This is a genomic window from Moraxella sp. CTOTU49097, assembly GCF_032064105.1.
Taxonomy (GTDB): Bacteria; Pseudomonadota; Gammaproteobacteria; order Pseudomonadales; family Moraxellaceae; genus Faucicola; species Faucicola osloensis_B.
In genome coordinates this window covers 22,279-45,175 of sequence record NZ_DAMBOA010000010.1, presented here as the reverse complement: position 1 = coordinate 45,175, position 22,897 = coordinate 22,279, and the positions used below count along the sequence as shown (strand labels likewise).

General features: G+C 44.1%; 22 protein-coding genes. 10 read left to right on the top strand and 12 right to left on the bottom strand.

Annotation, left to right across the window (positions count from 1 at the left end; genetic code table 11):
- Window positions 1-63: 63 nt before the first annotated feature.
- Window positions 64-954 carry a LysR family transcriptional regulator gene (locus tag RT064_RS07525; protein WP_095356087.1) on the top strand — a complete coding sequence of 297 codons (891 nt, stop codon included), beginning with the start codon at window positions 64-66 and terminating at the stop codon, window positions 952-954.
- 50 nt (window positions 955-1,004) lie between these two features.
- Here RT064_RS07525 and RT064_RS07520 read toward each other — a convergent pair whose 3' ends face one another.
- Window positions 1,005-2,177: an outer membrane protein transport protein gene (locus tag RT064_RS07520; RefSeq protein ID WP_313062679.1), complete on the bottom strand. Its 1,173-nt coding sequence runs from the start codon at window positions 2,175-2,177 to the stop codon at window positions 1,005-1,007.
- A gap of 229 nt (window positions 2,178-2,406) precedes the next feature.
- The gene (locus RT064_RS07515; RefSeq protein WP_313062678.1) at window positions 2,407-3,102 is read right to left on the bottom strand and encodes a DUF3108 domain-containing protein; all 696 of its coding nucleotides are present in this window, start codon (window positions 3,100-3,102) and stop codon (window positions 2,407-2,409) included.
- Between the two features lie 402 nt (window positions 3,103-3,504).
- On the opposite strand from RT064_RS07515, the gene RT064_RS07510 reads away from it, so the two are divergent.
- A complete protein-coding gene (locus RT064_RS07510) occupies window positions 3,505-3,798 on the top strand; it encodes a co-chaperone GroES (protein ID WP_197931485.1) in 294 nt (97 codons plus the stop codon).
- Window positions 3,799-3,983: 185 nt separating this feature from the next.
- Window positions 3,984-5,624: a chaperonin GroEL gene (gene groL / locus RT064_RS07505; protein ID WP_313062677.1), complete on the top strand. Its 1,641-nt coding sequence runs from the start codon at window positions 3,984-3,986 to the stop codon at window positions 5,622-5,624.
- An 88-nt stretch (window positions 5,625-5,712) separates the two neighbouring features.
- Here groL and RT064_RS07500 read toward each other — a convergent pair whose 3' ends face one another.
- The 9 genes from RT064_RS07500 to RT064_RS07460 form a co-directional block, all read right to left on the bottom strand.
- Window positions 5,713-6,036 carry a DUF4298 domain-containing protein gene (locus tag RT064_RS07500; protein WP_135888710.1) on the bottom strand — a complete coding sequence of 108 codons (324 nt, stop codon included), beginning with the start codon at window positions 6,034-6,036 and terminating at the stop codon, window positions 5,713-5,715.
- On the bottom strand, window positions 6,036-6,842 hold the full coding sequence (yaaA, locus tag RT064_RS07495; protein WP_313062676.1) for a peroxide stress protein YaaA: 807 nt from the start codon (window positions 6,840-6,842) through the stop codon (window positions 6,036-6,038). Before yaaA ends, RT064_RS07500 begins: the two co-directional genes overlap by 1 nt.
- A gap of 97 nt (window positions 6,843-6,939) precedes the next feature.
- On the bottom strand, window positions 6,940-7,860 hold the full coding sequence (argF, locus tag RT064_RS07490) for an ornithine carbamoyltransferase (protein WP_007114922.1): 921 nt from the start codon (window positions 7,858-7,860) through the stop codon (window positions 6,940-6,942).
- A gap of 126 nt (window positions 7,861-7,986) precedes the next feature.
- Entirely contained in the window at window positions 7,987-9,072 is a 1,086-nt protein-coding gene (gene alr / locus RT064_RS07485) for an alanine racemase (RefSeq protein ID WP_313062675.1), read from the bottom strand.
- Between the two features lie 27 nt (window positions 9,073-9,099).
- Window positions 9,100-10,521 carry a replicative DNA helicase gene (dnaB, locus tag RT064_RS07480; RefSeq protein ID WP_099834203.1) on the bottom strand — a complete coding sequence of 474 codons (1,422 nt, stop codon included), beginning with the start codon at window positions 10,519-10,521 and terminating at the stop codon, window positions 9,100-9,102.
- Between the two features lie 274 nt (window positions 10,522-10,795).
- Window positions 10,796-11,254, bottom strand: coding sequence for a 50S ribosomal protein L9 (gene rplI, locus RT064_RS07475; protein ID WP_065252950.1), 459 nt, complete (start codon window positions 11,252-11,254; stop codon window positions 10,796-10,798).
- A 15-nt stretch (window positions 11,255-11,269) separates the two neighbouring features.
- Complete coding sequence (rpsR, locus tag RT064_RS07470) at window positions 11,270-11,497, bottom strand: 30S ribosomal protein S18 (RefSeq protein ID WP_007114928.1); 228 nt, start codon at window positions 11,495-11,497, stop codon at window positions 11,270-11,272.
- Window positions 11,498-11,512: 15 nt separating this feature from the next.
- On the bottom strand, window positions 11,513-11,941 hold the full coding sequence (gene rpsF, locus RT064_RS07465; RefSeq protein WP_100270219.1) for a 30S ribosomal protein S6: 429 nt from the start codon (window positions 11,939-11,941) through the stop codon (window positions 11,513-11,515).
- A 145-nt stretch (window positions 11,942-12,086) separates the two neighbouring features.
- On the bottom strand, window positions 12,087-12,551 hold the full coding sequence (locus tag RT064_RS07460; protein WP_313062674.1) for a hypothetical protein: 465 nt from the start codon (window positions 12,549-12,551) through the stop codon (window positions 12,087-12,089).
- Between the two features lie 423 nt (window positions 12,552-12,974).
- Between RT064_RS07460 and RT064_RS07455 the strand changes: the two genes are divergently transcribed.
- Window positions 12,975-13,187, top strand: coding sequence for a hypothetical protein (locus tag RT064_RS07455; RefSeq protein ID WP_313062673.1), 213 nt, complete (start codon window positions 12,975-12,977; stop codon window positions 13,185-13,187).
- A 185-nt stretch (window positions 13,188-13,372) separates the two neighbouring features.
- Here RT064_RS07455 and RT064_RS07450 read toward each other — a convergent pair whose 3' ends face one another.
- Complete coding sequence (locus RT064_RS07450; RefSeq protein WP_313062672.1) at window positions 13,373-14,845, bottom strand: L,D-transpeptidase family protein; 1,473 nt, start codon at window positions 14,843-14,845, stop codon at window positions 13,373-13,375.
- Between the two features lie 709 nt (window positions 14,846-15,554).
- On the opposite strand from RT064_RS07450, the gene prmB reads away from it, so the two are divergent.
- From prmB to gloB, 6 genes are all read left to right on the top strand, one after another.
- Complete coding sequence (prmB, locus tag RT064_RS07445) at window positions 15,555-16,574, top strand: 50S ribosomal protein L3 N(5)-glutamine methyltransferase (RefSeq protein WP_409519544.1); 1,020 nt, start codon at window positions 15,555-15,557, stop codon at window positions 16,572-16,574.
- Between the two features lie 153 nt (window positions 16,575-16,727).
- Entirely contained in the window at window positions 16,728-17,831 is a 1,104-nt protein-coding gene (aroC, locus tag RT064_RS07440) for a chorismate synthase (protein ID WP_313062671.1), read from the top strand.
- Window positions 17,832-17,906: 75 nt separating this feature from the next.
- Entirely contained in the window at window positions 17,907-18,791 is an 885-nt protein-coding gene (locus RT064_RS07435; RefSeq protein ID WP_313062670.1) for a hypothetical protein, read from the top strand.
- Between the two features lie 121 nt (window positions 18,792-18,912).
- Window positions 18,913-20,016, top strand: a complete 1,104-nt coding sequence (serC, locus tag RT064_RS07430) for a 3-phosphoserine/phosphohydroxythreonine transaminase (RefSeq protein ID WP_313062669.1) — start codon at window positions 18,913-18,915, stop codon at window positions 20,014-20,016.
- A gap of 145 nt (window positions 20,017-20,161) precedes the next feature.
- The gene (locus RT064_RS07425) at window positions 20,162-22,054 is read left to right on the top strand and encodes an extracellular solute-binding protein (RefSeq protein WP_313062668.1); all 1,893 of its coding nucleotides are present in this window, start codon (window positions 20,162-20,164) and stop codon (window positions 22,052-22,054) included.
- A gap of 14 nt (window positions 22,055-22,068) precedes the next feature.
- Complete coding sequence (gene gloB, locus RT064_RS07420) at window positions 22,069-22,869, top strand: hydroxyacylglutathione hydrolase (protein WP_313062667.1); 801 nt, start codon at window positions 22,069-22,071, stop codon at window positions 22,867-22,869.
- Window positions 22,870-22,897 lie beyond the last annotated feature (28 nt).

Here is a 22,897-nt window from a genome sequence, read left to right as displayed (position 1 = left end):
TATTTTTTAAAGAATGAAACTTTTATTTATATCAAATGGTAGGGTTTTAGTTTTGGGGGAAAGATGAATACCACAAATTTAAATACTTTTTTAGCGGTTATGCAAACAGGTAGTATCTCGCAGGCGGCTGATAAACTATTTATTACACAGCCTGCAGTAAGTAAGCGTATCAAAAACTTAGAAGACGAATTTGATGTCACCCTTTTTGATACCGTGGGTCGTGGTATTATCCCAACCCAAGCGGCGCATGACTTGATACCCCATGCCAAACGCTGGCTAGATGATTACGATAATCTAAAAATTAATCTTAAAAACCGCCAGCAAACGGTGTCAGGCAAACTGATTATTGGTACCAGTCATCATATTGGCTTACATCATTTGCCAGCGGTTCTCAAACAATTTATCCAAAGCTATCCTGCGGTACAGCTCGAAGTGCATTTTGTCGATTCCGAGCAAGCGCATAAAGCGGTACTTGATGGCGACTTGTCATTGGCTTTTTTAACGCTACCCCCTGTGTATGATAAACGTCTAAATTATCATATGCTATGGTCAGATCCGCTGCATTTTGTGACGGGTGTTTTATCGCCACTGGCGCATAAAATGAACGTGACGCTTGAGCAATTGGCGAATTATCCAGCGATTCTACCCGCCGCCAATACCTTTACCAGCCAAATCACTTTAGCTGAATTTGCCAAATATAACTTAAAACCCTATGCCACGATGAGCACCAATCCGCTAGAGTCAATTCGTATGTTGGTATCGGTTGGGTTAGGTTGGTCGGTGTTACCGCAAACCTTAGTCAATCAAGATTTACAGCCGATTAATATGGATACCCCTGTTGAGTTGCAACGCTATTTGGGTTTGGTCACCAACCCCAATATCACGGTATCTGCAAGCATGGCAGCCTTGCTTGACATGTTGGGATTAGAGGTGGATGGTAAACATCGCGATTAATGGATCGACATAAAAAAGCCTATCGACGTGATAGGCTTTTTTTATGAGACTTACTTCTTCTGATAAGTTAAACGCAGCCCATAAATCCAAGCATCGTTGTTTTGAAAATCACCCACTAAGTCGCCATTGGGGATTTTTGATTTGGCATCGCCAAACATCAAGTATTTCACGCCTGCCGACACGGCGACTTCGGGTGTAACATTGTATTTGGCGCCTAAACCTACATTCCAATGACCTTCGACAGGTCCTAAGGTGGTGATGGGACCACCCGCGCCGCTATCCCAACCCACTGAGCCTGATACCGCCCATTGGTTATTTAATTTTTTACCCAAGCCCACTTCTGCTGCCCAGCCATCATCTGAGTAATCAATCAAGTTTAAACCATTGGGATATAGGGGTTTAAAATCCGCCCCGGTGGCTTTTTTGGTCGTTGCATTATACAGAGGTGGTTTGATTGAAAAATCACTCCAAGGTACCCAGCGCAGTTTTGCGGTCAACAGCGTGGTTGGATTAAGACCTGTTTGAAAGTCAACATTCACGGATTTTGGGGTAGTGATGGTCATGTCATAACTGCCTGATTCGCCAGTTGCAGGCATGGACTCATATGCTACGGTGTCATGATCAATTTCAGAGCGATAAGTCAACGCCGCTTTAAGCGCAATCTCAGGTTTGCTATAGGCTAAACCTGCCATCCAACCATAACCATTTGATTGGGCAAAGATACCATCATAACCTTGGGTAGAATTGTAGGCTTTACCGCGTAAATGCACTTCACCTTCTAATTTTTGTAATACAGGCCCGCCATATACTTGCCAATTATTTTTTTCGCCAAATTTGACCCCCACCAAACCTGTGAAGTTTTTACTATCAACAGAGACGTTGGTACCTTCGTTGGGGTGCTGAGCGATATTGCTTGCTAAATTGTAGACTGCCCCTGCTTGCTGTGCGGTTTTAAGCGCGGTAGCCGCATTATAAGCGAGTGTTTTGTTGGTTGGATCTGCTTTTGCAGCGGCGGCGGCAGTTTTTTCAGCTGTGGCGGCGGCTAGCGCCGCTTGTCCTGCACCAGCAACCTGCTGCGCGCTGACAGTACCATTGACAAAGTTGTTATTGCCGGTGAACTCAACATCCGCGCCCCACGGCTGGTCAAAAAACACACCCACACTGACTTTATCGTTGACGTCTGCTTTTGCCCCATAATTGATAAAATTATAGTTTAGCGCCATGTTGTTGGTATCGCGACCTTCTTCGTACGTGGTTGGCGAAGGGGTGGTGGCAGCGTTGTCTTTGCCACTAATCGATGGGTCAATGGTGATTCGTTCGATGTAAGCAAAAGTGCCATCAATAGCGCCAATTTCTGACCTGATAAGTCACTAATAGCGTATTTACAGTGACATAAACATAAAAAAACACCGATTAATATAATCGGTGTTTGAGTCAAAACATGACAAAGTATTAATTTACTCTAGCCAAATTCATTTCCATTTTTTTACCATCATTGTTTTGAACGACTTTGACAGGTAGATAATCAAGTTTTGGGGCTAACCAAAAACTGGTTCGACGGTCTTTGTCATCGTGCACGCGATCGATACGCACCACATCAAAAGTGCCCGCTGGCACGGTAATGCGAGTCATGGCAGATTTTTTGAAGGGCACCGCTTCAACTGTATTGCGATCTGCCATGTAATAATTACCACGGAATTTTCCTGCTTTTAAATCTTCCCGAATTTGAATTTCCAAACTTAAATCATCATAGGCAGACTGTGGCAAAGCAATGACTTTGTTTTGACCTTTATAATTGGTGACCAGCTGTTTTTTTGCGTTATTAAAGTTCAATGTGGTAGTACGACCCGTCCCCAGAATTTTGTATTGGGTTAACGCGCTCACCGGTAAGATAGCGCCATTGGCATTGACAAAATTGGCGGTTTGCTTGGCACTGGCTAACTTACCGACACTTGCATTAACGTTATAAAAATACTGATTGCCAGTTTGGGTCAATACACGGCTTGCGGTACCATTGTATTTGCCTTCAATATTAAAATTATAGGTTGCATTAAAAGGGGCAACTGCTGCATTCGCCATAGAGGTGATAGCCATCGCTGACACGAGTGAAGTACTTACTAACAGTTTTTTTACTAAAGAATTTTTCATGTTTCATCCATCAAATAACGTTCATAAGATAAGGTTAAATCTGTTTGGTATGCATACAGTAGTATTGACGGCAAGCAAATACAAGCCAGTTAACAAAAGATTGTGATTGTGCAATAAACGACAGTCTTTATGCGGTATTTGGGTGAAAGGGTTAAAAAATTGACAACAAATTGCAAAATTTCTCAAATTTATGCTTGAACAAATTGGCATACATCCCCACTGTTAGACAGTGAATTGATAACATGTAATAAGCATATGATTATTTATGCAAACAGATAGTTATCATCTTTTTGTGGTCGGCAAAATAGCGGTGGTCTTTTGAGCTAACCTCTGAGCTGATCACAGCTTTCAAAGCTAACTACGGCTTTCAAACAATAATTTAACAGTTAATTTATGGAGTAGATTATGGCAATTCGTCCTTTACATGATCGTATCGTGGTGCGTCGCAGCGAAGAAGAACAAAAAACGGCTGGCGGTTTATTACTAGCAGGCGGCGCCCAAGAAAAACCGTCTCAAGGGGAAGTCATTGCAGTAGGTAATGGTCAAATCCGTGAAAACGGTGATGTACGTGCGCTCGACGTCAAAGTCGGCGACAAAGTACTCTTTGGTCAATACGCCGGCTCAACGGTTAAAGTAGATGGTGAAGAATTATTGATTATGAAAGAAAGCGATGTATTGGGTGTGATTGAAGGTTAATCAGTCACTGTTTTAAACAATCGTTTTTTACCTAAAAGCTAATTTACTTAGTCTTAATTTACCTAGCGTTAATTTACCCAGTGTTACTCTAACTGGTTAAGTGCTTGGTAAAGTAATTGATAGCAACCGTGGTAGCAATTTGACTACCTTATACAAATAAAAACTTATAATTTGGAGAATTTAACATGGCTAAAGATGTAAAATTTGGTATTGATGCCCGTGCAAAAATGATTGATGGTGTCAATGTACTCGCAAATGCGGTCAAAGTGACATTGGGTCCTAAAGGTCGTAACGTGGTTATTGACAAATCTTTTGGCGCGCCAACCATCACTAAAGATGGCGTATCAGTGGCCAAAGAAATCGAACTTGATGACAAATTTGAGAACATGGGCGCACAATTAGTGCGTGAAGTTGCAAGCAAAACTAATGATGTTGCAGGTGACGGTACTACCACAGCGACTGTTTTAGCCCAAGCGATTTTGCAAGAAGGTATGAAATCAGTTGCCGCTGGCATGAACCCAATGGACTTAAAACGTGGTATCGATAAAGGTGTACGTGCCGTTGTTGCACAAATCCATGCGCTTTCAACCCCAGCCAATGACAGCAAAGCCATCGCGCAAGTCGGCTCTATCTCAGCTAACTCTGACCAAACTATCGGTGAATTAATCGCTCAGGCGATGGAAAAAGTGGGTAAAGAAGGCGTGATTACGGTTGAAGAAGGTTCAGGCTTTGAAGATACCCTTGAAGTCGTTGAAGGTATGCAGTTTGACCGTGGCTACATCAGCCCATATTTCGCCAATAAAGCAGATACGTTGACCGCTGAACTAGAAAACCCATTAATTTTGTTAGTCGATAAAAAAATCAGCAACATCCGTGAGTTGATTCCACTACTTGAAAACGTGATGAAATCTGGTAAACCCTTACTGATTATTGCTGAAGATGTCGAAAACGAAGCCTTGGCAACTTTGGTTGTGAATAACATGCGTGGCGGTCTAAAAGTTTGTGCTGTTAAAGCCCCTGGTTTTGGTGACCGCCGTAAAGCGATGCTTCAAGATATCGCGATCTTAACGGGCGGTACAGTTGTATCAGAAGAACTGGGCATGAGCTTAGAAACTGCGGATTTATCAGTATTAGGTACTGCCAAAAAAGTGACGGTTGGTAAAGACAACACCGTGATTGTCGATGGTGCCGGTCAAAAAACTGAAATCGAAGATCGTATTGCCTCTATCCGTCGCCAAGTGGAAGAATCAACCTCTGATTACGACAAAGAAAAGCTACAAGAGCGTATTGCTAAACTTGCAGGCGGTGTGGCAGTTATTAAAGTCGGTGCGGCGACTGAAACTGAAATGAAAGAGAAAAAAGACCGTGTGGATGATGCCTTGCATGCAACTCGTGCTGCCGTCGAAGAAGGCGTTGTAGCAGGTGGTGGTGTGGCATTGGTTCGTGCTATCTCTGCGCTTGATAATGTCAAAGGTGACAATGACGACCAAGCCGCGGGTATCAACATTCTACGCCGTGCGATGGAAGCACCACTTCGTCAAATCGTGACCAACGCAGGTGATGAAGCATCTGTGGTGGTAAACCAAGTCAAAGGCGGTCAAGGTAACTACGGTTATAACGCAGCGACTGGTGAATATGGCGATATGCTAGAAATGGGTATCCTAGACCCTGCCAAAGTCACTCGCTCAGCGCTTGAAAATGCGGCGTCTGTAGCAGGCTTGATGCTCACGACAGAAGCAATGATTACTGACTTGCCAAAAGACGATGCTGGCGCTGCTGCCATGGGTGGTATGGGCGGCATGGGTGGTATGGGCGGCATGATGTAATCTAGTATTACATCTCGTCTATAGTAGTCAGTTATAATCTATAGCTTAAATCAAAACCCTGTTAGACGTAAGTTTAACAGGGTTTTTTCTATGATTTGTCCAAATGCTTTACAGCAAAGTGTAGCAATTGCCAAAGTTGCTGCTGCTGTTCCTGTATGGCGTTCCAAATGGCATCTTCTGACATGACGCTATATTCACCTTCCGTGGTCAAGTTCAAGTCTTCGCCGTGCTCAAGCCTTTCAAATAAGTCTCGATACTCGCCTTGCAAATAAAACGCTTCAAGCTGTGCCATTAACTTAACGCTTTTTTTCCAGTCTTTTTGCGCTTGTACAAGTTTGGGCTGTAGGGCAAGCCACTCACGATAAATGGCTTGAACCTCATCAATACGCTGCTGGGCAGATACTTTATCCATCAGTTAACCTCTCTTCTAAACACATATTCAGTGCTACTCGACGCATGGTCCACAAATTTATAACCTTCTAAATTAAATGCTTTAAGCTCTTCCACTTGGGTCAATTGGTTCTCTGCCGCAAAACGCACCATTAAGCCCCGCGCTTTTTTGGCATAAAAGCTTACCACTTTATATTGGCCATTTTTGCCGTCTTCAAAACGGGGCGTGATAATTTCTGCATTGATTTTTTTGGGATTGACGGACTTGAAGTATTCGTTGGAAGCGAGATTGATTAAGGTTGTTTGTTCATTGTCTGCCATGCGTTGATTGATTAAATCAGTAAGCGTATCGCCCCAAAATTGATACAAATTCTCGCCTTTGGGATTTTTTAGTTTTGTGCCCATTTCCAGGCGATAGGGTAGCATCAAATCAAGCGGTTTTAACAAGCCGTACAACCCAGACAATATTCCTAATCGCTCATTTAAATAGTGCACTTGTTGTTCAGTCATTTGCTGCGCTGCCAAACCTGTATAGACATCGCCATCAAATAAATACAGCGCCGCTTTAGCAGGTATATCAGCATGATCGGTGCTAAATGGCTGGGTAGTATCCCATCGCCAATTTTGGTTGCGCACGGCATTTAATTGCCCAAGTTTAGCTGAGATACTCATCAGCGCCGACAAATCAGTTGGCGCTAATGTTTTTAATTCACCCATCAACTCGCAAGCGTGCGCCATCAAAGCAGGCTGGGTGTAATGTTGACTAAAATCAAAAGGTAAATCACTTTTTTCATTCAAATTTTTGGCAGGCGAGAGCACAAAGTACATGGCTATGTTCCGTTTGCTTTATCGGTTAAGAATTCGAGCGGTTAAGATAATGATGATGGCAGAGCAGGGCGCAAAGATAACGCCCAGACCACATAGATTAGGCGAGTTTGATTTTATCGGTTAACAAAAATTCCATCAATGCTTTTTGGGCATGCAGACGATTTTCGGCTTCATCCCACACCACAGCACGCGGATCCTCAAGCAAATCATAGGAGATTTCTTCGCCGCGGTGGGCAGGCAGACAATGCATAAACAAGACGTCTGGATCGGCTTTATCCAGTAATGAGCGGGTCACCATGTACTGGGCAAATCGCCGCGCACGAGTATTTTGCTCGCTTTCTTGTCCCATACTTGCCCATACATCGGTAGCAACCAAATGCGAGCCTTTGACCGCCTCATTAACATCTTCGACCAGCTCGACACAGTGTGAATACTGCTTGATAAGGTCGGCATTGGGTTCAAACCCATAAGGGGCGGAAACCCGCAGCTGAAAGCCAAATTGATGCGCGGCATGGATAAAAGAAGCGCACATATTGTTGCCATCTCCAATCCAAGTCACCGTTTTGCCTTCGATGCTGCCACGGTGTTCCATAAAGGTTTGGATATCGGCTAGTAGCTGACAAGGATGCTGCTCGTCAGTGAGCGCATTGATAACAGGCACTTGCGAATACTGGGCGAATTTTTCAACAATACTGTGTTCAAAGGTGCGAATCATGACGATATCGACCATGCGTGAGATGACACGTGCTGAATCTTCAATCGGTTCGCCACGACCAAGCTGGGTATCACGAGGTGATAGAAATATGGCATGACCGCCAAATTGTCCCATCCCTGTTTCAAACGAAATACGGGTACGGGTGCTCGATTTTTCAAAAATCATCCCCAAGGTACGACCGACAAAAGGCTGATAAATAACCCCTTCATGCTGCATCAAACGCAGTTCACTGCCGCGTTTAATCACTTGCATCAATTCTTCTTTGCTAAAATCCAATAACGTCAAAAAATGGCGGGTACTCATTGCCTGTCCTACATCCCAATTTTGTCAATAAACATTACAGTAAACTATCAGTATAGCGGATTTATCCAAACTGTCTAGCAAATTGACGTATTTGTCTGACTTTAACCTCAGTAAAGTAATTAACAGTTATGACTGATAAATCCATGTTGGGCGTCGGGTGACCACGCTTAACAGCTCATAGCTAATGGTATCATTCCAGCTACCCACTTCATCAATGGTCGGTGCGTTACCCCAAAGCTGGACAGGGCAGTCAAGGTTTACCTCAGTAGTATGGGTCAAATCAACCATCAACATATCCATCGCCACGCGACCGATGATAGGCGCCTGTTGACCTGCGACGACGACATACGCATCATCGCTAATCACCCTTGGATAACCATCAGCATAACCCACACTGACAATGCCGATGCGCGCTGGGGCTTGGGCAGTCCAGCGACTACCATAACCCACGCTATCGCCCGCTTTTAGCGTATGAATTGCCATGATGCTGGCGTTAAAATGCATGACAGGTTGTAGGTTTAGCTGTTTGGCAGTGGCATGGTTTACAGGCGTTGCCCCATACAAGATAACGCCTGGGCGCACCCAATCATAATGGCGGTCTGACCAGTTGACAATCCCTGCTGAATTACACAAAGAGCCTTTAATCGTTGGGCTTACTTGGTCACGTAGCATTTGTAAGGTTGAATCAAATAACTCAAATTGTTGTTGGTTATTGGGATGATCGATGACGTCAGCGTTGGCAAAATGGGTGGTCAAAACAATCTCGTAACCTGACCTAGTTAATTGCTGGGCAATTTCCCTGATTTCACCCGATGTAAAGCCAAGGCGGTTCATGCCAGTGTTTAGTTTTAACCAGACGGTTGCGCCCGTTTTTGCAGGCTGCTGCAACGCCCAGTTTAATTGGCGTTGGTGATGTACCACACATTCGATTTGATGCGCTGTACAATATTGCCATTCTGCTAATGAAAACGCGCCTTCAATCACTACCATTAATTTTTGCCAGCCAGCCTGTTGTAGTTCTATTGCTTCTTGCAAACAAGCGACACCTAAGGCATCGGCTTGTGCTACGGCGGGTAAACAGTTGACGGCGCCATGCCCGTAGGCATTGGCTTTGACCATGGCTAATACCTTGGCGGTCGGAGCATAATCTTTGACGCGTTGTAAATTATGGGTAAGCGCTGCTAAATCGATGGTGATGCTGGTTTGACGCACAATCTTGACCTTGTTGCAGTAAAATTTTTATTCATCAGGTTCGCTAAAGGAAGCGGTTTGGTAAAATTCAGGGGTTAGATTACCAAAACGGGTAAATTGCCCTTCAAAGGACAGGCGCACTGTCCCAATAGGTCCATTACGCTGTTTACCGATAATGATTTCAGCTGTGCCTTTAGCATCGCTGTTTTCATTATAAACCTCATCACGATAAATGAACATAATCAAATCGGCATCTTGCTCAATGGCACCCGACTCCCGTAAGTCTGACATAATCGGACGTTTGTTGGGTCGATTTTCTAAACTTCGATTCAGCTGTGATAAAGCGACCACAGGGCAATTCATCTCACGGGCAAGCGCTTTTAAGCTTCGTGAAATCTCCGAAATCTCACCCACGCGGTTGTCGCCTAAGCCTGGCACTTTCATCAATTGTAGATAGTCGACCATTACCATCCCAAGTTTGCCATCATTGTCTTTGGCGATGCGGCGACAGCGTGAACGAACCTCAGATGGGGGGAGCGCCGTACTGTCATCGATATACAATTTTTTAGCATGCAGATGGGCGATGGCATTGGAAAGTTTACCCCATTCATCTTCGTTCATTTGACCTGAGCGCAAATGCGTTTGGTTGATCGCCCCCCAAGAGGACAATAGACGCATCACAATTGACTCGGCAGGCATTTCCATCGAAAACACCACCACAGGTAAATCGGTATGAAATAAAATACTCTCTGCCAAATTCATCGCAAACGTGGTTTTACCCATCGAAGGACGCGCTGCCACGATAATGAGATCGCCTGCTTGTAGCCCTTGGGTTTTGTTATTGAGTTCTTCAAACGGGGTCTTAAGCCCAATCATGCCTTCAGGATGGTCTTTAAGTTCTTGGATATTGTTGACGACATTGGTAATAACATCGCTCAGTTGGGTAGGACCCTTGTGTTTTGACTGGCGGCTATGGGTTTCATTGATAGCAAAAATTTCGCTTTCAACGGTGTCTAAAATATCACTTACACTTTGATTTTTTGGGTCAAAGGCAAGTTCTAGCATATGGCTGCCGGCTTTGATGATTTGGCGTAAAGTCGAAAATTCCCTGACCCGCTGCGCATAAGCAGTCAAGTTAAACAGCGTCGCTGGGCTTTGTGATAGGATATCGCCTAGATAATCGCTACCCCCCGCGGGCTCAAGCAGTTTTTGCATATCGAGCCAGTCCATCACCATGGTGGCATCATACGGCTCATTGGCGTTGGCAAGGTGAGAGATGGCATCAAAAATATATTGATGGCGCTGTGCATAAAAATCATATTTGGTAATAATATCTGAGATGCGATCAAACGACTCTTCAAGGCTCATCAGCGACGCTAGGACGGACTTTTCTAAATCCATACTGTGCGGTTGGTGCTGCGTCAGCGAAGTATTCTTAAGATCGTTCTCTTTGGTTTTATCGTCTGCCATGATGACCTGTGATAAAGTTATTTTAAATAGTTTGAAAGGGCAAAAGTTTGCTAAAAGTTATCGGTTGCAAATTGTGAGTCTAACACACGCATCGAAATAGAACAGTCAATATACCGAAAAAACCATCTAAATTCTAATGAGAAAAATATAAAAAATCGGCAATTTTTTTGAATGAAATCAGCTTGAATTTTAGGCTTTTTTGTTGAATTTTTACGCCGCCAACAATAAAAAAAAGAGATAGCAAAGCCATCTCTTTTTTAAAGTAAACTATCAATTAAGCAGCTGAATCTTCTGCCAAGATAGTGACTTGAATGTTGGTCATTACATCGTGATGTAATTGGATATCAACATTGTATTCGCCAATTTGACGTAATGCACCTTCAGGCAATTTAACTTCTGAACGGTCAACAGGTAAACCAGATTTGGTTAAGGCATCGGCGATATCGCGAGTACCGATAGAACCAAATAGTTTGCCTTCATCGCCTGATTTTGCACGGATGATAACATTGACATCTTGTAGCGCTTCAGCACGTGCATTAGCAGCGGCTAATTCATCAGCTTCCACTTTTTCAAGTTCTGCACGGCGTGCTTCAAATTTTTCGATGTTAGAAGCAGTGGCTGGTAATGCTTTACCTTGTGGTACAAGGAAGTTACGGCCATAACCTGCTTTTACATTAACAGTATCGCCTAGTTTACCTAGGTTAGCGATACGTTGTAATAAAATAACTTGCATATATCACTCCTCGGTTTATTTTTGGCTGTCAGTGTAAGGAATCAACGCAAGATAACGCGCTTGTTTGATTGCTACAGCCAATTGGCGTTGATATTTGTTTGAAGTACCAGTGATACGGCTTGGTACGATTTTGCCACTTTCAGTGACATACTGTTTTAGGATTTCGATATCTTTATAATCGATATGGGTAATGCCTTCAGCAGTAAAACGGCAAAATTTACGGCGGCGATAAAAACGTGCCATGATTAGTCTCCTTAATTATTCGTCGTTGTTGTCATCAGCATCAACTTCTGACTCATCATCATTTGATTGATAGTCATCTTGAGCTGTATCGTTACGGCGTGAAGCTTTACGAGCACGTTTTTCTTCAGCACTTTTTGCTAATGGTGATTCTTCAGTAATCGCTTCGTCACGACGGATAACTAAGCTACGGATGATAGCATCGTTATAACGGAATAATTCTTCAAGCTCATCAAGCGTTTGTTGACCCGCTTCAATGTTTAATAGCACATAGTGAGCTTTGTGAACTTTGTTGATTGGGTAAGCTAATTGACGACGACCCCAATCTTCTAGGCGATGGATAGCACCACCTTGTTCTTTTACTAAGTTGATATAACGCTCAACCATGCCAACCACTTGGTCGCTTTGGTCTGGGTGAACCAATAATACCAGTTCATAATGTCTCATAAAGACTCCTCACGGATTAAACAGCCGTTGACCCCGTGTCAACAGCAAGGAGATTGAATGCACCTAAGTTAGAATCATCTAACTATATTGGTATAAACAAGGTGCGCTATTATATAGTAGCGCACACTCAGTAGCAAGTTAATATTTACTTAACAAATTCGCCCACGCATTGCTGCAAGGTGTTCGATACAGCACGCGCCACAATGACATTGCGCGCGGCCGGGTCGACTGCTGCTGTGGTCAAATCGACAATGGTGACGGACTGCGGGGCTTTTTCGCTGACGCAGCTACAGACATTGCTCGCTACCTCGGCTTGTTTCTCGGAAGTCATTAATACACTGCCCAAGCGCCAGTATTGGTTATTTTGTAATTGAGTCTGGCATTGTTGATTCACCGCGGCTTTAAATATCGCCATGCCGACATTGTTGGCAGTGCCGATGGTGCTATTAGCATCCATCACACCGTTACCTGTGGTAGAGGCGCAACCGCCCAAGGCAAGGGCTGAGCCAATTACTGCAGCGGCACTTCCTATGCGTTTAGTAGCTTGGCGTTTAATAGCTAGGCGTTTAGATGGCTTAATAGCGGCGAAAAAAGAAAATTGTTGGTGCATGTCAAATACTCCTGTCTTTTACTGTGTTAAACAATTGATAAACACCGTTAACATAGCAGATTATAGAAAATTTTTTTACCCAAATTTTTTAACCAAGCCCTGTTATTGGGTCATAGTTATTAAAAATAGTTACTAAAAAATATGCCATTAAACTTAAAAAACCGGGTGGAATTTTTTTCCATTAATGTTTACTAATCCAATTAAATCCCTCGACCTCGGTGATATTAATCGGAAAAAAACGCGGTTTTTTAAATTCCTCAATAAATTTGATTCAAATTAAACCTTACTAAAAATGTGGGATTGATAACTAATTGTTTTAGGTCGTGCATTTGTTTAATCTTTTTTTTCCTTGTTTTGAGTGTGGAATTGGACTATAACTATATCTAACAAATACATCTATTTACGCAATGATAAGGAGTTGTTATGAACTGGCAATTATTTAGCGCAATTTTTACAATCGCTTCTGGTGTGACTATCGGTGTTTTAATGACCATTGCGTTGGTGACAGGTTTTGATGAGGCTCAACACATTGTGACGGCAGCCATTATAGGGCTGATGTTATCGATTCCGATTGCTTGGATTGTGGTAAAAAAACTACAGAGTTTGGGTGTAAATAAAACTCCTGTCACACCCTAGCTGTCAACCCCTAAACGGCGCCTTGATAATGTAGCAGCTCACTAGATAACTAATATATAGCAAAAACCGCTGAACTAAAAAAACCGCTTAGCTATTGCTAGCTAAGCGGTTTTTTTATGGCTAATAAGATTAAATGTGTATAGCACTCACGCTAGACTGTGGTGCTAACCGCTGTCGCTTAACAGCTACTGTAAATCTACCTTGGTGCCTGTATCAACATTTGCATACACTTCAAGCACATCCCAGTTGGTTAAGCGAACACAGCCGTGCGAGGCTTGACGGCTAATGCCTTCCGGAACGGGCGAGCCATGAATGCCGTATGATGGCTTACTTAGTCCCATCCACACTACACCGACTGGACCGTTGGGTCCTGGCGGCAACATAAACACTTTTTTATCTTTGCCCTCACCACTACTAGCGCGGTACCAAGGGTTTTTGACGCGATTGACAATCGTCAAGCTGCCCGTGGGTGATGGGGTGTCGCTACTACCGACCGTGGTAGGATAAGTGGCAATGAGCCTGTCACCGTTATAAGCGTACAAGATATTGTCCGCTTTTTTGGCAACCAAATGGGTGATTTTCTCATTGAGCGGTGCACCTGGGTTAAACACGGTGATGGTTTCACCTACGGTGAATTTTTTATCGCCATTAAGCTTTTTAAGATAGCGAATATCCATGTGGAAACGTTCAGCCAACATTTCTTGGACGTCTTGATAGTATAGACCTTTCATTTTAGATTTGGCTTCACTACCACTCGGTGTTGGCTGATACGGACCTTTGATATCTTCTTGCGTCAAGGTATAACCGACCAACACAGGCTGATTGGCAGGAATTTTTTCATTTAACAGTTTCCAAACTTCTGCGCTCATACGACCATCTTGGGGTAGTCCGTGCATGGCTTGGAAATTTTTAAGCGCTTTTTTGGCATTCATACCCCAGCCGCCATCAATCGGACCCGGTGAAGCATGATTCCAATCTAACAAGGCTTGAAGTTTTAAGGTAGTTGCTGAGTTAACATTTTGACCGGGTTTCCAGTCGGCACTATTGACTAGCTGTGCATAGTCAGACAAATTTAGGTTAGAAAAACTGGCAGGTGTCGTTGCTGTTTTATTGTTACCTACCGTTGTCGGGTCAAAGGTTGGCGCAGCCGTCGTGGTATTGTTGACTTCTTCAGAGCTCGCGCCTGCGACACCTGCCCCCGAGGTGTAGTCACTGTCGATACCTGTTTGGGTGGCATCTTCTTTAATGCCCAATGCCGTGGTGGTGGCTGGGATTGGGGTTAAAGGGATATCGGTTGCTGCTGGCGTTGGTTTTGCCGCCGTCACCGCAGTAGCCGAGGCGACTTTCGGCGTGGTGGTAGATTGTGTGACGTTAGCTGCGGGCTTAGCGGTTTGCGGTTTTTTAGCAGTAGTGGTCGCGGTTTTGCTTTGCGGTTTTTTAGCCGTTTTACTATCGGTAGTGGTTTTTTTAGCAGTCGCGGCTGCGGTAGAGGTGCTCGCCGCTTTCGTGGTGGCAGTTTTAGTCGTGGTCGTTGTTTTGGTCACAGCTTTGGTGGCGGGTGCCGTTTTGGCGGTAGTGGTGTCTGAGACCGTGTTGGTGGCTGCAAATGCTTGATTGGCAATCAGACAAGCTAGGGTAGATAATACAAATTTTTTCATAGATTGACTCAATAATCGGCAATAACAAATAAAAATAAGGGACAATATAATTAACGTACAATAAAAGCATAAATTGGCAGCAATTATACTATAAAAACCAACTTTTCGGGCAATGGCTCATTTGTTGATAGCACACCAGTCTAAGTAGCGTTTGCCAAGGTGTTTAACTACCTTGCGCCATGAAACCTCGCTGCATAGTTAAATTTTCCACAGCTAAACAGTTAAATTGTCGTATGAATAAACTTTCCCATAGGCGAATTTACATGCTTTAAGTCTAACATTAACAAATCGCACGATAGACAATAGTAAAATTTTTTAACCAAGCGGTATTTTTATAGCAAGATTAAGCTAAAAAAGTGTTTAAAATATTTAAACCTGCGCGCAACATTTATTTTTACCATGTTTTTTACCATGTTTATTGAACAGCTCGATGATGAAAAATTGAATTGTACAAATCTGCGACCCTTTAGCTTGTTAAATAACTTTAGCGCGTTAAATAATTTGTAAAAAAATCAAAGTATATTATAATTTTAATTCAAAATTTTTTAGGTTAACCACTATGTCATCATCGCCATTTGCATCAGCCAATGTTTCTCACACGCCATCTTTTGACCAAAATCAAGATTCACAAAACCTTGGCGATTTGCAAATCGATTTGCAAGCACTTGATATGGATGGAGAAAGTGAGTCAGATGACATCTTTGACACCATGCAACAAGAGTTTGCTGAAGCACACCAAAGCCTAAAAACGATTCGCGATTTTATCCGTTTTGGGGTCAGTAAATTACGCGAGCATGATGTGGTAGTCGCACAAGGTACCACAGATGAGTTTGCTGAGGCTTCTGCCATTGTGCTACAAACCTTGTCACTTGATTGGTCTGCCGATGAGCAAATTTTAGATTGTCGCCTGACCAATAGCGAAAAATCAGAAGTATTGACATTGTTGCAGCGTCGTATCGTAGAACGTAAACCCTTGAGTTATTTAATTAATTTATCTTATTTTTGCAATTTGCCATTTTATGTGGATGAGCGGGTATTGATTCCACGCTCGCCCATTGCTGAGCTGATTCGCCAGCAGTTTTATCCGTATTTTGAGCCCAATGATTTGGTTGAAAAAATCAGTGGCACTACTAATGACAAAAAATTTCATGACCACGGATTGTATGATAAGCAGTTAGCACAACCAGAGCGCATGCTTGATTTGTGTACAGGGTCAGGCTGTATTGCCATTGCCTTGGCAAGCCGTTTCCCTGATGCAATGGTCGATGCCAGTGATATCGACAAGAACGCGCTAGAAGTGGCAGCGGTCAATGTGGAACATCACCACATGAACCATCAGGTTAATTTGATTGAGTCAAACTTATTTGAAAAAGTGCCTGCGGAAAATCAATATGATTTGATTGTCACCAACCCGCCGTATGTCGATGCGGCAACGATGGCAGATTTACCACCCGAGTTCTTGCATGAGCCAGACCACGCGTTGGCAGCGGGACAAGATGGCTTGGATTTGGTGCATCATATTTTATATAGCGCCCCAGATTATCTGACTCGTGACGGCTTGCTAGTGTGCGAGGTGGGAGATAGTGAATGGGCACTGCGCCAAGCGTATCCTGAAATTCAGTTTGATTGGTTAACCTTTGCGCATGGGGGACATGGGATTTTTGCCATGGATTATGATGAATTGATGGAAAATCGGGCATATTTTGAGCAGTATGTGAGTGTTTCTTAGTAAGCGGTTGTTTGGGGTTGCTATCTTTAACTTGTTAATTGGGCTTGTTGATTTAATAAGTTGGATAATGGCTAAAAAAGCAATATATAAACAGGGTGCAACAAACCTATTATTTTATTTTTAAGCATTCATGAAATAGTAAGCGGAGCGTAAATGGCAGGCAATACCATCGGGCAAGTTTTTACCGTCACCACCTGTGGCGAATCACATGGCGCAGGACTTATGGCAATCGTTGACGGTGTGCCACCAGGGTTGCCTTTAACCGAAGCAGATCTGCAAATTGACTTGGATCGTCGTAAGCCGGGCACGTCAAAATTTGCGACCCAGCGCCGTGAAGACGATGCAGTTGAAATTATCTCTGGCGTGTTTGAGGGTAAAACGACAGGCACTTCTATCGGGCTGTTGATTCGCAATACCAACCAAAAATCCAAAGATTATAGCGATATTAAAGACACCTTTCGTCCCAACCATGCCGATTATACTTATAGCATGAAATATGGGTTTCGCGATTATCGTGGCGGTGGTCGCTCATCAGCGCGCGAAACGGCAATGCGAGTGGCAGCGGGCGCGATTGCCAAGAAATATTTGAAACAACGGCTGGGCGTAGAAGTCCGCGGTTATGTGACCCAGATTGGTGATGTGGTTGCCAAACAGATACCTGAAAATACAATTGATTGGGAATTTGTCAACAGCAACCCATTTTTTTGCGCGGATAAAGATGCCTTGCCAAAGTTTGAGCAGCTGATTACCCAATGCCGTGAGCAAGGGACAAGTTGTGGCGCAAAGCTCACCATATTGGCATCGGGTGTACCGGTGGGATTGGGTGAGCCTGTGTTTGACAGGCTGGATGCGGATATCGCCCATGCGATGATGAGCATCAATGCCGTCAAAGGCGTTGAAATTGGCGATGGCATGGCAGTGGCGGGGCAGTTTGGGCATGAATCTCGCGACGAGTTAACCTTGCACGGCTTTAAGGCCAACCATGCCGGGGGAATTTTAGGGGGAATTTCATCGGGTCAGACGATTGTAGTGAGTATTGCGCTAAAACCTACTGCCAGTATCACTACGCCGGGTCAAAGTATTGATATTCACGGCAATGCAGTAGAGATGCTAACCAAAGGTCGGCATGATCCTTGTGTCGGCGTGCGTGCTACGCCGATTGCAGAAGCCATGCTTGCCATTGTGCTGTTAGACCATTATCTGCGTCATCGTGGGCAAAATGCAGATGTCACTGTGCCGCTCACCCCGATTGTGTAATTTTTTAATAGGGGTATTTGGTTGCCATAAGGTTGCTACAATGCGTTGCCCCATTCAACTTGAGTTAACATTGGTATGACTGTACCTGACCTTACCCTTGATAAGCAGCAGTACGATGCCTGGCAAAGCGAAATACTGGCCCAGATGGGTGTTACGCGTTGGGTGCGCCAAGATTGCCCTGTCAAAACGTTTGCTAATCTAGAAGATTTTGAGGTTGTTTCTTCCTATCAAGCGGTTGAGACCCTTTCTGCCATGCCACAGCAGTTACAACCCACTCAAACTGGGTTAACTAGCGAACTTGCGCCCATTGATACAACGCCAGACTTCAATCATCCTGTTATTGCGGATGATGCCGGTGAGAGTGCAGTAGAATTACCCCCAGCGAATCTGGCAAATTTTCAAACCCATGATGTAGCTTTACCCAATCATTCATCTTTACTGCATGATTCATCTTTACCCCATGATTCACCTTTCAAAAGCGACCCTGCGCCAAATAATGATAGGTACAGTGATGCCGGGCATAGTGATGAACGGTTCAATAGTGAACAGCTCAATGATGAATTGCTCACTGCCAGTTTTGATGTGCAGGCGATAGTCGTGGGTGAGTGGACACTGGTGGTTGACAGTCATTTTTTGCAGACGGACAGCCGCCAACACCAGTTATGGCAACAAATCATCAGTGGGTTAAAAGCGTCAGTGCATTTTTTTAACTTTCCCTTACTCACCGATAGCCAGCATTTACCCAAAGCCACGGTGCAATTAATGAGCAGCTACCCGATGGCAGTCGCAGGGTTTTCGGGATTTTTATACCGTATCAATCAAGGCAATCCCAAGGTGGGGGCATTGACGCCATTGCCTGACTGTTTGGATGAACAACCGATACAGCGTCTGCCGTATCTGCTAGATATGCTCGATGATTATCGCCTAAAACGCCAACTTTGGCAGTTGCTATCAAGTTGAGCGCAATGAGCCACCGATTGATGACGCATCTTTATGATTCATCGACTAGCCATATTGTGGTAAAGTATTTTTTTATTTCATTTCACACGATAACATTTCACACGATAAAAAGGAACGTGCTATGAGTGTCAGCTTTGATCAACGTGTTGCTAACTTTTGTGCAGGACCAGCGTCTATGCCGACTGCGGTGCTGCAAAAAGCGCAAGCCGAATTGTTAAATTGGCATGGCTCAGGCATGTCGGTGATGGAGATGAGCCACCGTAGCAGTGAATTTGTGGGCATTGCCTCAAAAGCCGAGCAGGATTTGCGCAAGCTGATGAACATTCCTGACAATTATAAAGTGCTATTTTTGCAAGGTGGCGCAAGCCTGCAGTTTTCAGCCATTCCTTTGAATTTACTCAAAGGGGAAGCCGATTATTTAGACACCGGCATTTGGTCTAAAAAAGCTATCAGCGAAGCCAAACGCTATGAGCAAGCAGGGCTAGGCAAAATCAATGTCGTCGCTTCTGCCAAAGACAGCAACTATACCATTGTCCCCCCACGTGATAGCTGGCAACTTAATGACAACGCCGATTATTTCCATTATTGCCCCAACGAGACCATTAATGGTTTGGCGATGTTTGATGTGCCAGCGGTGAATGTGCCCATCGTGGCGGATATGTCATCTTGCATCCTATCTAGCCCGATAGATGTATCAAAATTTGGACTGATTTATGCAGGTGCGCAAAAAAATATCGGTCCTGCGGGCTTAACGCTTGTGATTGTCCGTGATGATTTGATCGGTCATGCCAACTTGGTTTGCCCAAGTATCTTGGACTATAAAAACCAAGCCGACAATGATTCGATGGTCAATACCCCAGCAACTTTTTCTTGGTATTTGGCAGGTTTGGTGTTTGAATGGTTGCTTGAACAAGGGGGTGTCGAGGCAATCTATCAACAAAATTTGTTAAAAGCGCAAAAGCTGTATGAATTTATCGACCAAAGCGATTTTTACCAAAACCCTGTCAACAAAGACAACCGCTCAATCATGAATGTACCCTTCACCTTGGCAGATAGTCAACTTGATAAAACCTTCTTAGCTAAAGCCGACGAAGCCGGATTTTTGAATCTTAAAGGGCACCGTACGGTGGGTGGCATGCGCGCCAGTATTTATAACGCGATTGATTTGGCGACCATTGAAAAGTTAATCAAATTTATGCAGCAGTTTGAACAAACTAGCGTATAAAAAGATTTAACAATCGTGCTACATTAAGACTTAACAGCTAAAATGCTTGTTAAGTCTTTTTTATAGTTAGCGGGTGTGGAGCATATGAGGGATAACAGCTAGCAATACCAAGGGTTTTTGAAAAATAGGTGAAGGGGTCACGGGGATGCAAGTGAAAAAAGACAGGGCGATAAAACTAGCCCACTGGATGAGGGCAGTCACTCGCCAAATAGTCGGCAAGAAATACTGGGTGCTGGGTTTGTTAGTGGCCGCTTCCGCTGCCAATACTGCCATCATCACTGGCACGTCTATTGCTCACAACAGCACCGCGCAATTTGCCCATGTCTCACATTTACCCTATGCCAATCCCAACGCCCCCAAAGGCGGTGTGTTAAGCCTATCTGCCATCGGCACCTTTGATAGTATTAATAAATGGATTGATGTCGGTACACCTGTGACCGGCACCGACTATTTGTTTGAAAGTTTGATGACAGGCTCGCTTTCTGAAGCGTTTGTGCAGTACCCACTACTGGCGGATAAAGTCACTTATGACCCAGATGACCCAAGCTGGGTTATCTATCACATCAACCCCAAAGCCTATTTTTGGGATGGCACGCCTGTGACGGCGCAAGATGTCAAAGCCAGTATGGATGCACTGCTGACAAAAGGCGTGATGAGTATGCGTAGCTATCTATCAGATGTCAAAGAAACCCAAGTGATAGATCGACAAACCGTCAAATTTATTTTTAAATCCAAAGACAACCAAGAAATCAAACTGACCGTCGCGCAAATGCCGATTTGGTCAAAAAAATCGATTGATGGCTATTTTGATAAAGTCGGACTGACGCCACTGATGGGCAGTGGCGCGTATAAAGTCGGCACAATCGATGCAGGACGCGCTATTACCTATGTACGTGACCCCAATTATTGGGGCGCCAAACCTGATGCAGGTGTGGTGGTGAATGTCGGGCGTTATAATTTTGACCAAATTAAGTATGTGTATTATCAAAACCCCGAAGTGGCATTTGAAGGCTTTAAATCCGGCGAATATTTTTTTCGTGCCGAAAACAAAGCGCGGACATGGTCGACCGGTTATAACTTTCCTGCCGTCAAAGCAGGCATGATCACCAAAGCGCAAATCGCCAATAACAATCCCGTACCGATGCAAGCGATTGTGATGAATTTGCGCCGACCGATTTTTCAAGATATTCGGGTGCGCCAAGCGATGACACTGGCGTATGATTTTGAATGGCTCAATAAAACCATGTTTTATGGCCAATATGAACGCTTGCAAAGCTTTTTTCATGGCTCAGAACTTGCCGCAACCGGCACGCCAACGCCCCAAGAGCTGGCGGTTATCAATCCGCTATTACCTGACCTTGAGCCCATTCAAAGACAGGCTGTTTTAAGCGATTGGCAAGCCCCCAAATCAACTGGCGATGGCTTTAATCGCGACAATTTATTAAAAGCGCGTGAATTGCTGCTGCAAGCGGGTTTTAAATACCAAAATATGAAGCTATATCAGCCCAATGGTCAGCCCGCCAAAATCGAATTTTTATCCGCCGATGACAAGAATGCGCGCATCGTGTTGCCTTTTTTACGTAATTTACAACGACTCGGGTTTGAGACAAGCTTTCGCCAAGCCGATGTCCCCCAGTACTTAGAGCGCACTCGCAGATACGACTATGACATGATTATCGATATGTTTGCCCAAAGTTTGTCACCTGGCGCCGAGCAAACCTATATGTGGGGGTCACAAGCTGCAGACGAAAAAGGCAACCAAAACTCGGCGGGTATCAAAAACAAAGCCATTGATGCGGTGATTGCCAAACTCATAGTGTCCAAGAATCGTGACGATATTGTGCTATACAGCAAAGTGTTAGACCGTCTGCTACGGGCGGGCTATTATGTCGTGCCGACTTATGGCAAGCATACTGACAATGTGGCGTATTGGAAATTTTATGAACATGGGCCGCTGCCAAGCAATGCCATCGGTATCGATTATTGGTGGGCGAACAAAGACAAACAAGCACAAGTCATGCAGTATTTAGGAAAATAATAAGGAATAAAACAATGCTAAAAATCCACCCAATCCCAGCTTTCACTGACAACTACATTTGGGCGATTATCAATGACGAAACACAAGAAGTGATTATTGTCGATGCTGGCGATGCTGAGCCTGTTTTAGAATTTGTCAACCGTGAAAATTTAACCATCACCCAAATATGGGTGACCCATCATCACAGCGACCACATCGGCGGCGTAACAGCATTGGCAAATGCGTTTCCAAACGCACAGATTTTTGCACACGTCAATATTCACCCGTTAATCAATGCCACACAGTTAATCCCCGTCGCTGAAGGGCGCGAATTAATCGCTTGGGGTAGTCCTGTGCAGGTGTGGCAGGTGGCAGGGCATACCGAAAATCATTTAGCGTACTTAGTGACGCTTGATAACCGTCTGCATATTTTTTGTGGGGATACGCTATTTCGCGCAGGTTGTGGCCGTGTTTTCACCGGCACGATTGAGACGTTGTTTGAAAGCTTTGACCGTTTTGCACAGTTACATGACGATGAAACGCTATTTTATCCTGCCCATGAGTATACCTTGTCAAATCTTAACTTTGCCCAGTGTATCGAGCCCAATAACCCAGCCATTGCACAGGCAATAGCACATGACAGTGAGTTACGCGAGCAAAATACGCCAACCTTGCCGACCTCGTTAGCCGATGAAAAAGCCATCAATCCATTTATGCGTGCAGTGATTGCACCCAGTGATGAAATGATAAAAACCGTACAAACGCAGACAGGAATTGAGGATGACAGTCCGTTTGAGATATTTAAAGCCTTACGCCAACTAAAAAATAACTTTTAAGGCTAACAGTTAACGGTAACCATTAAGG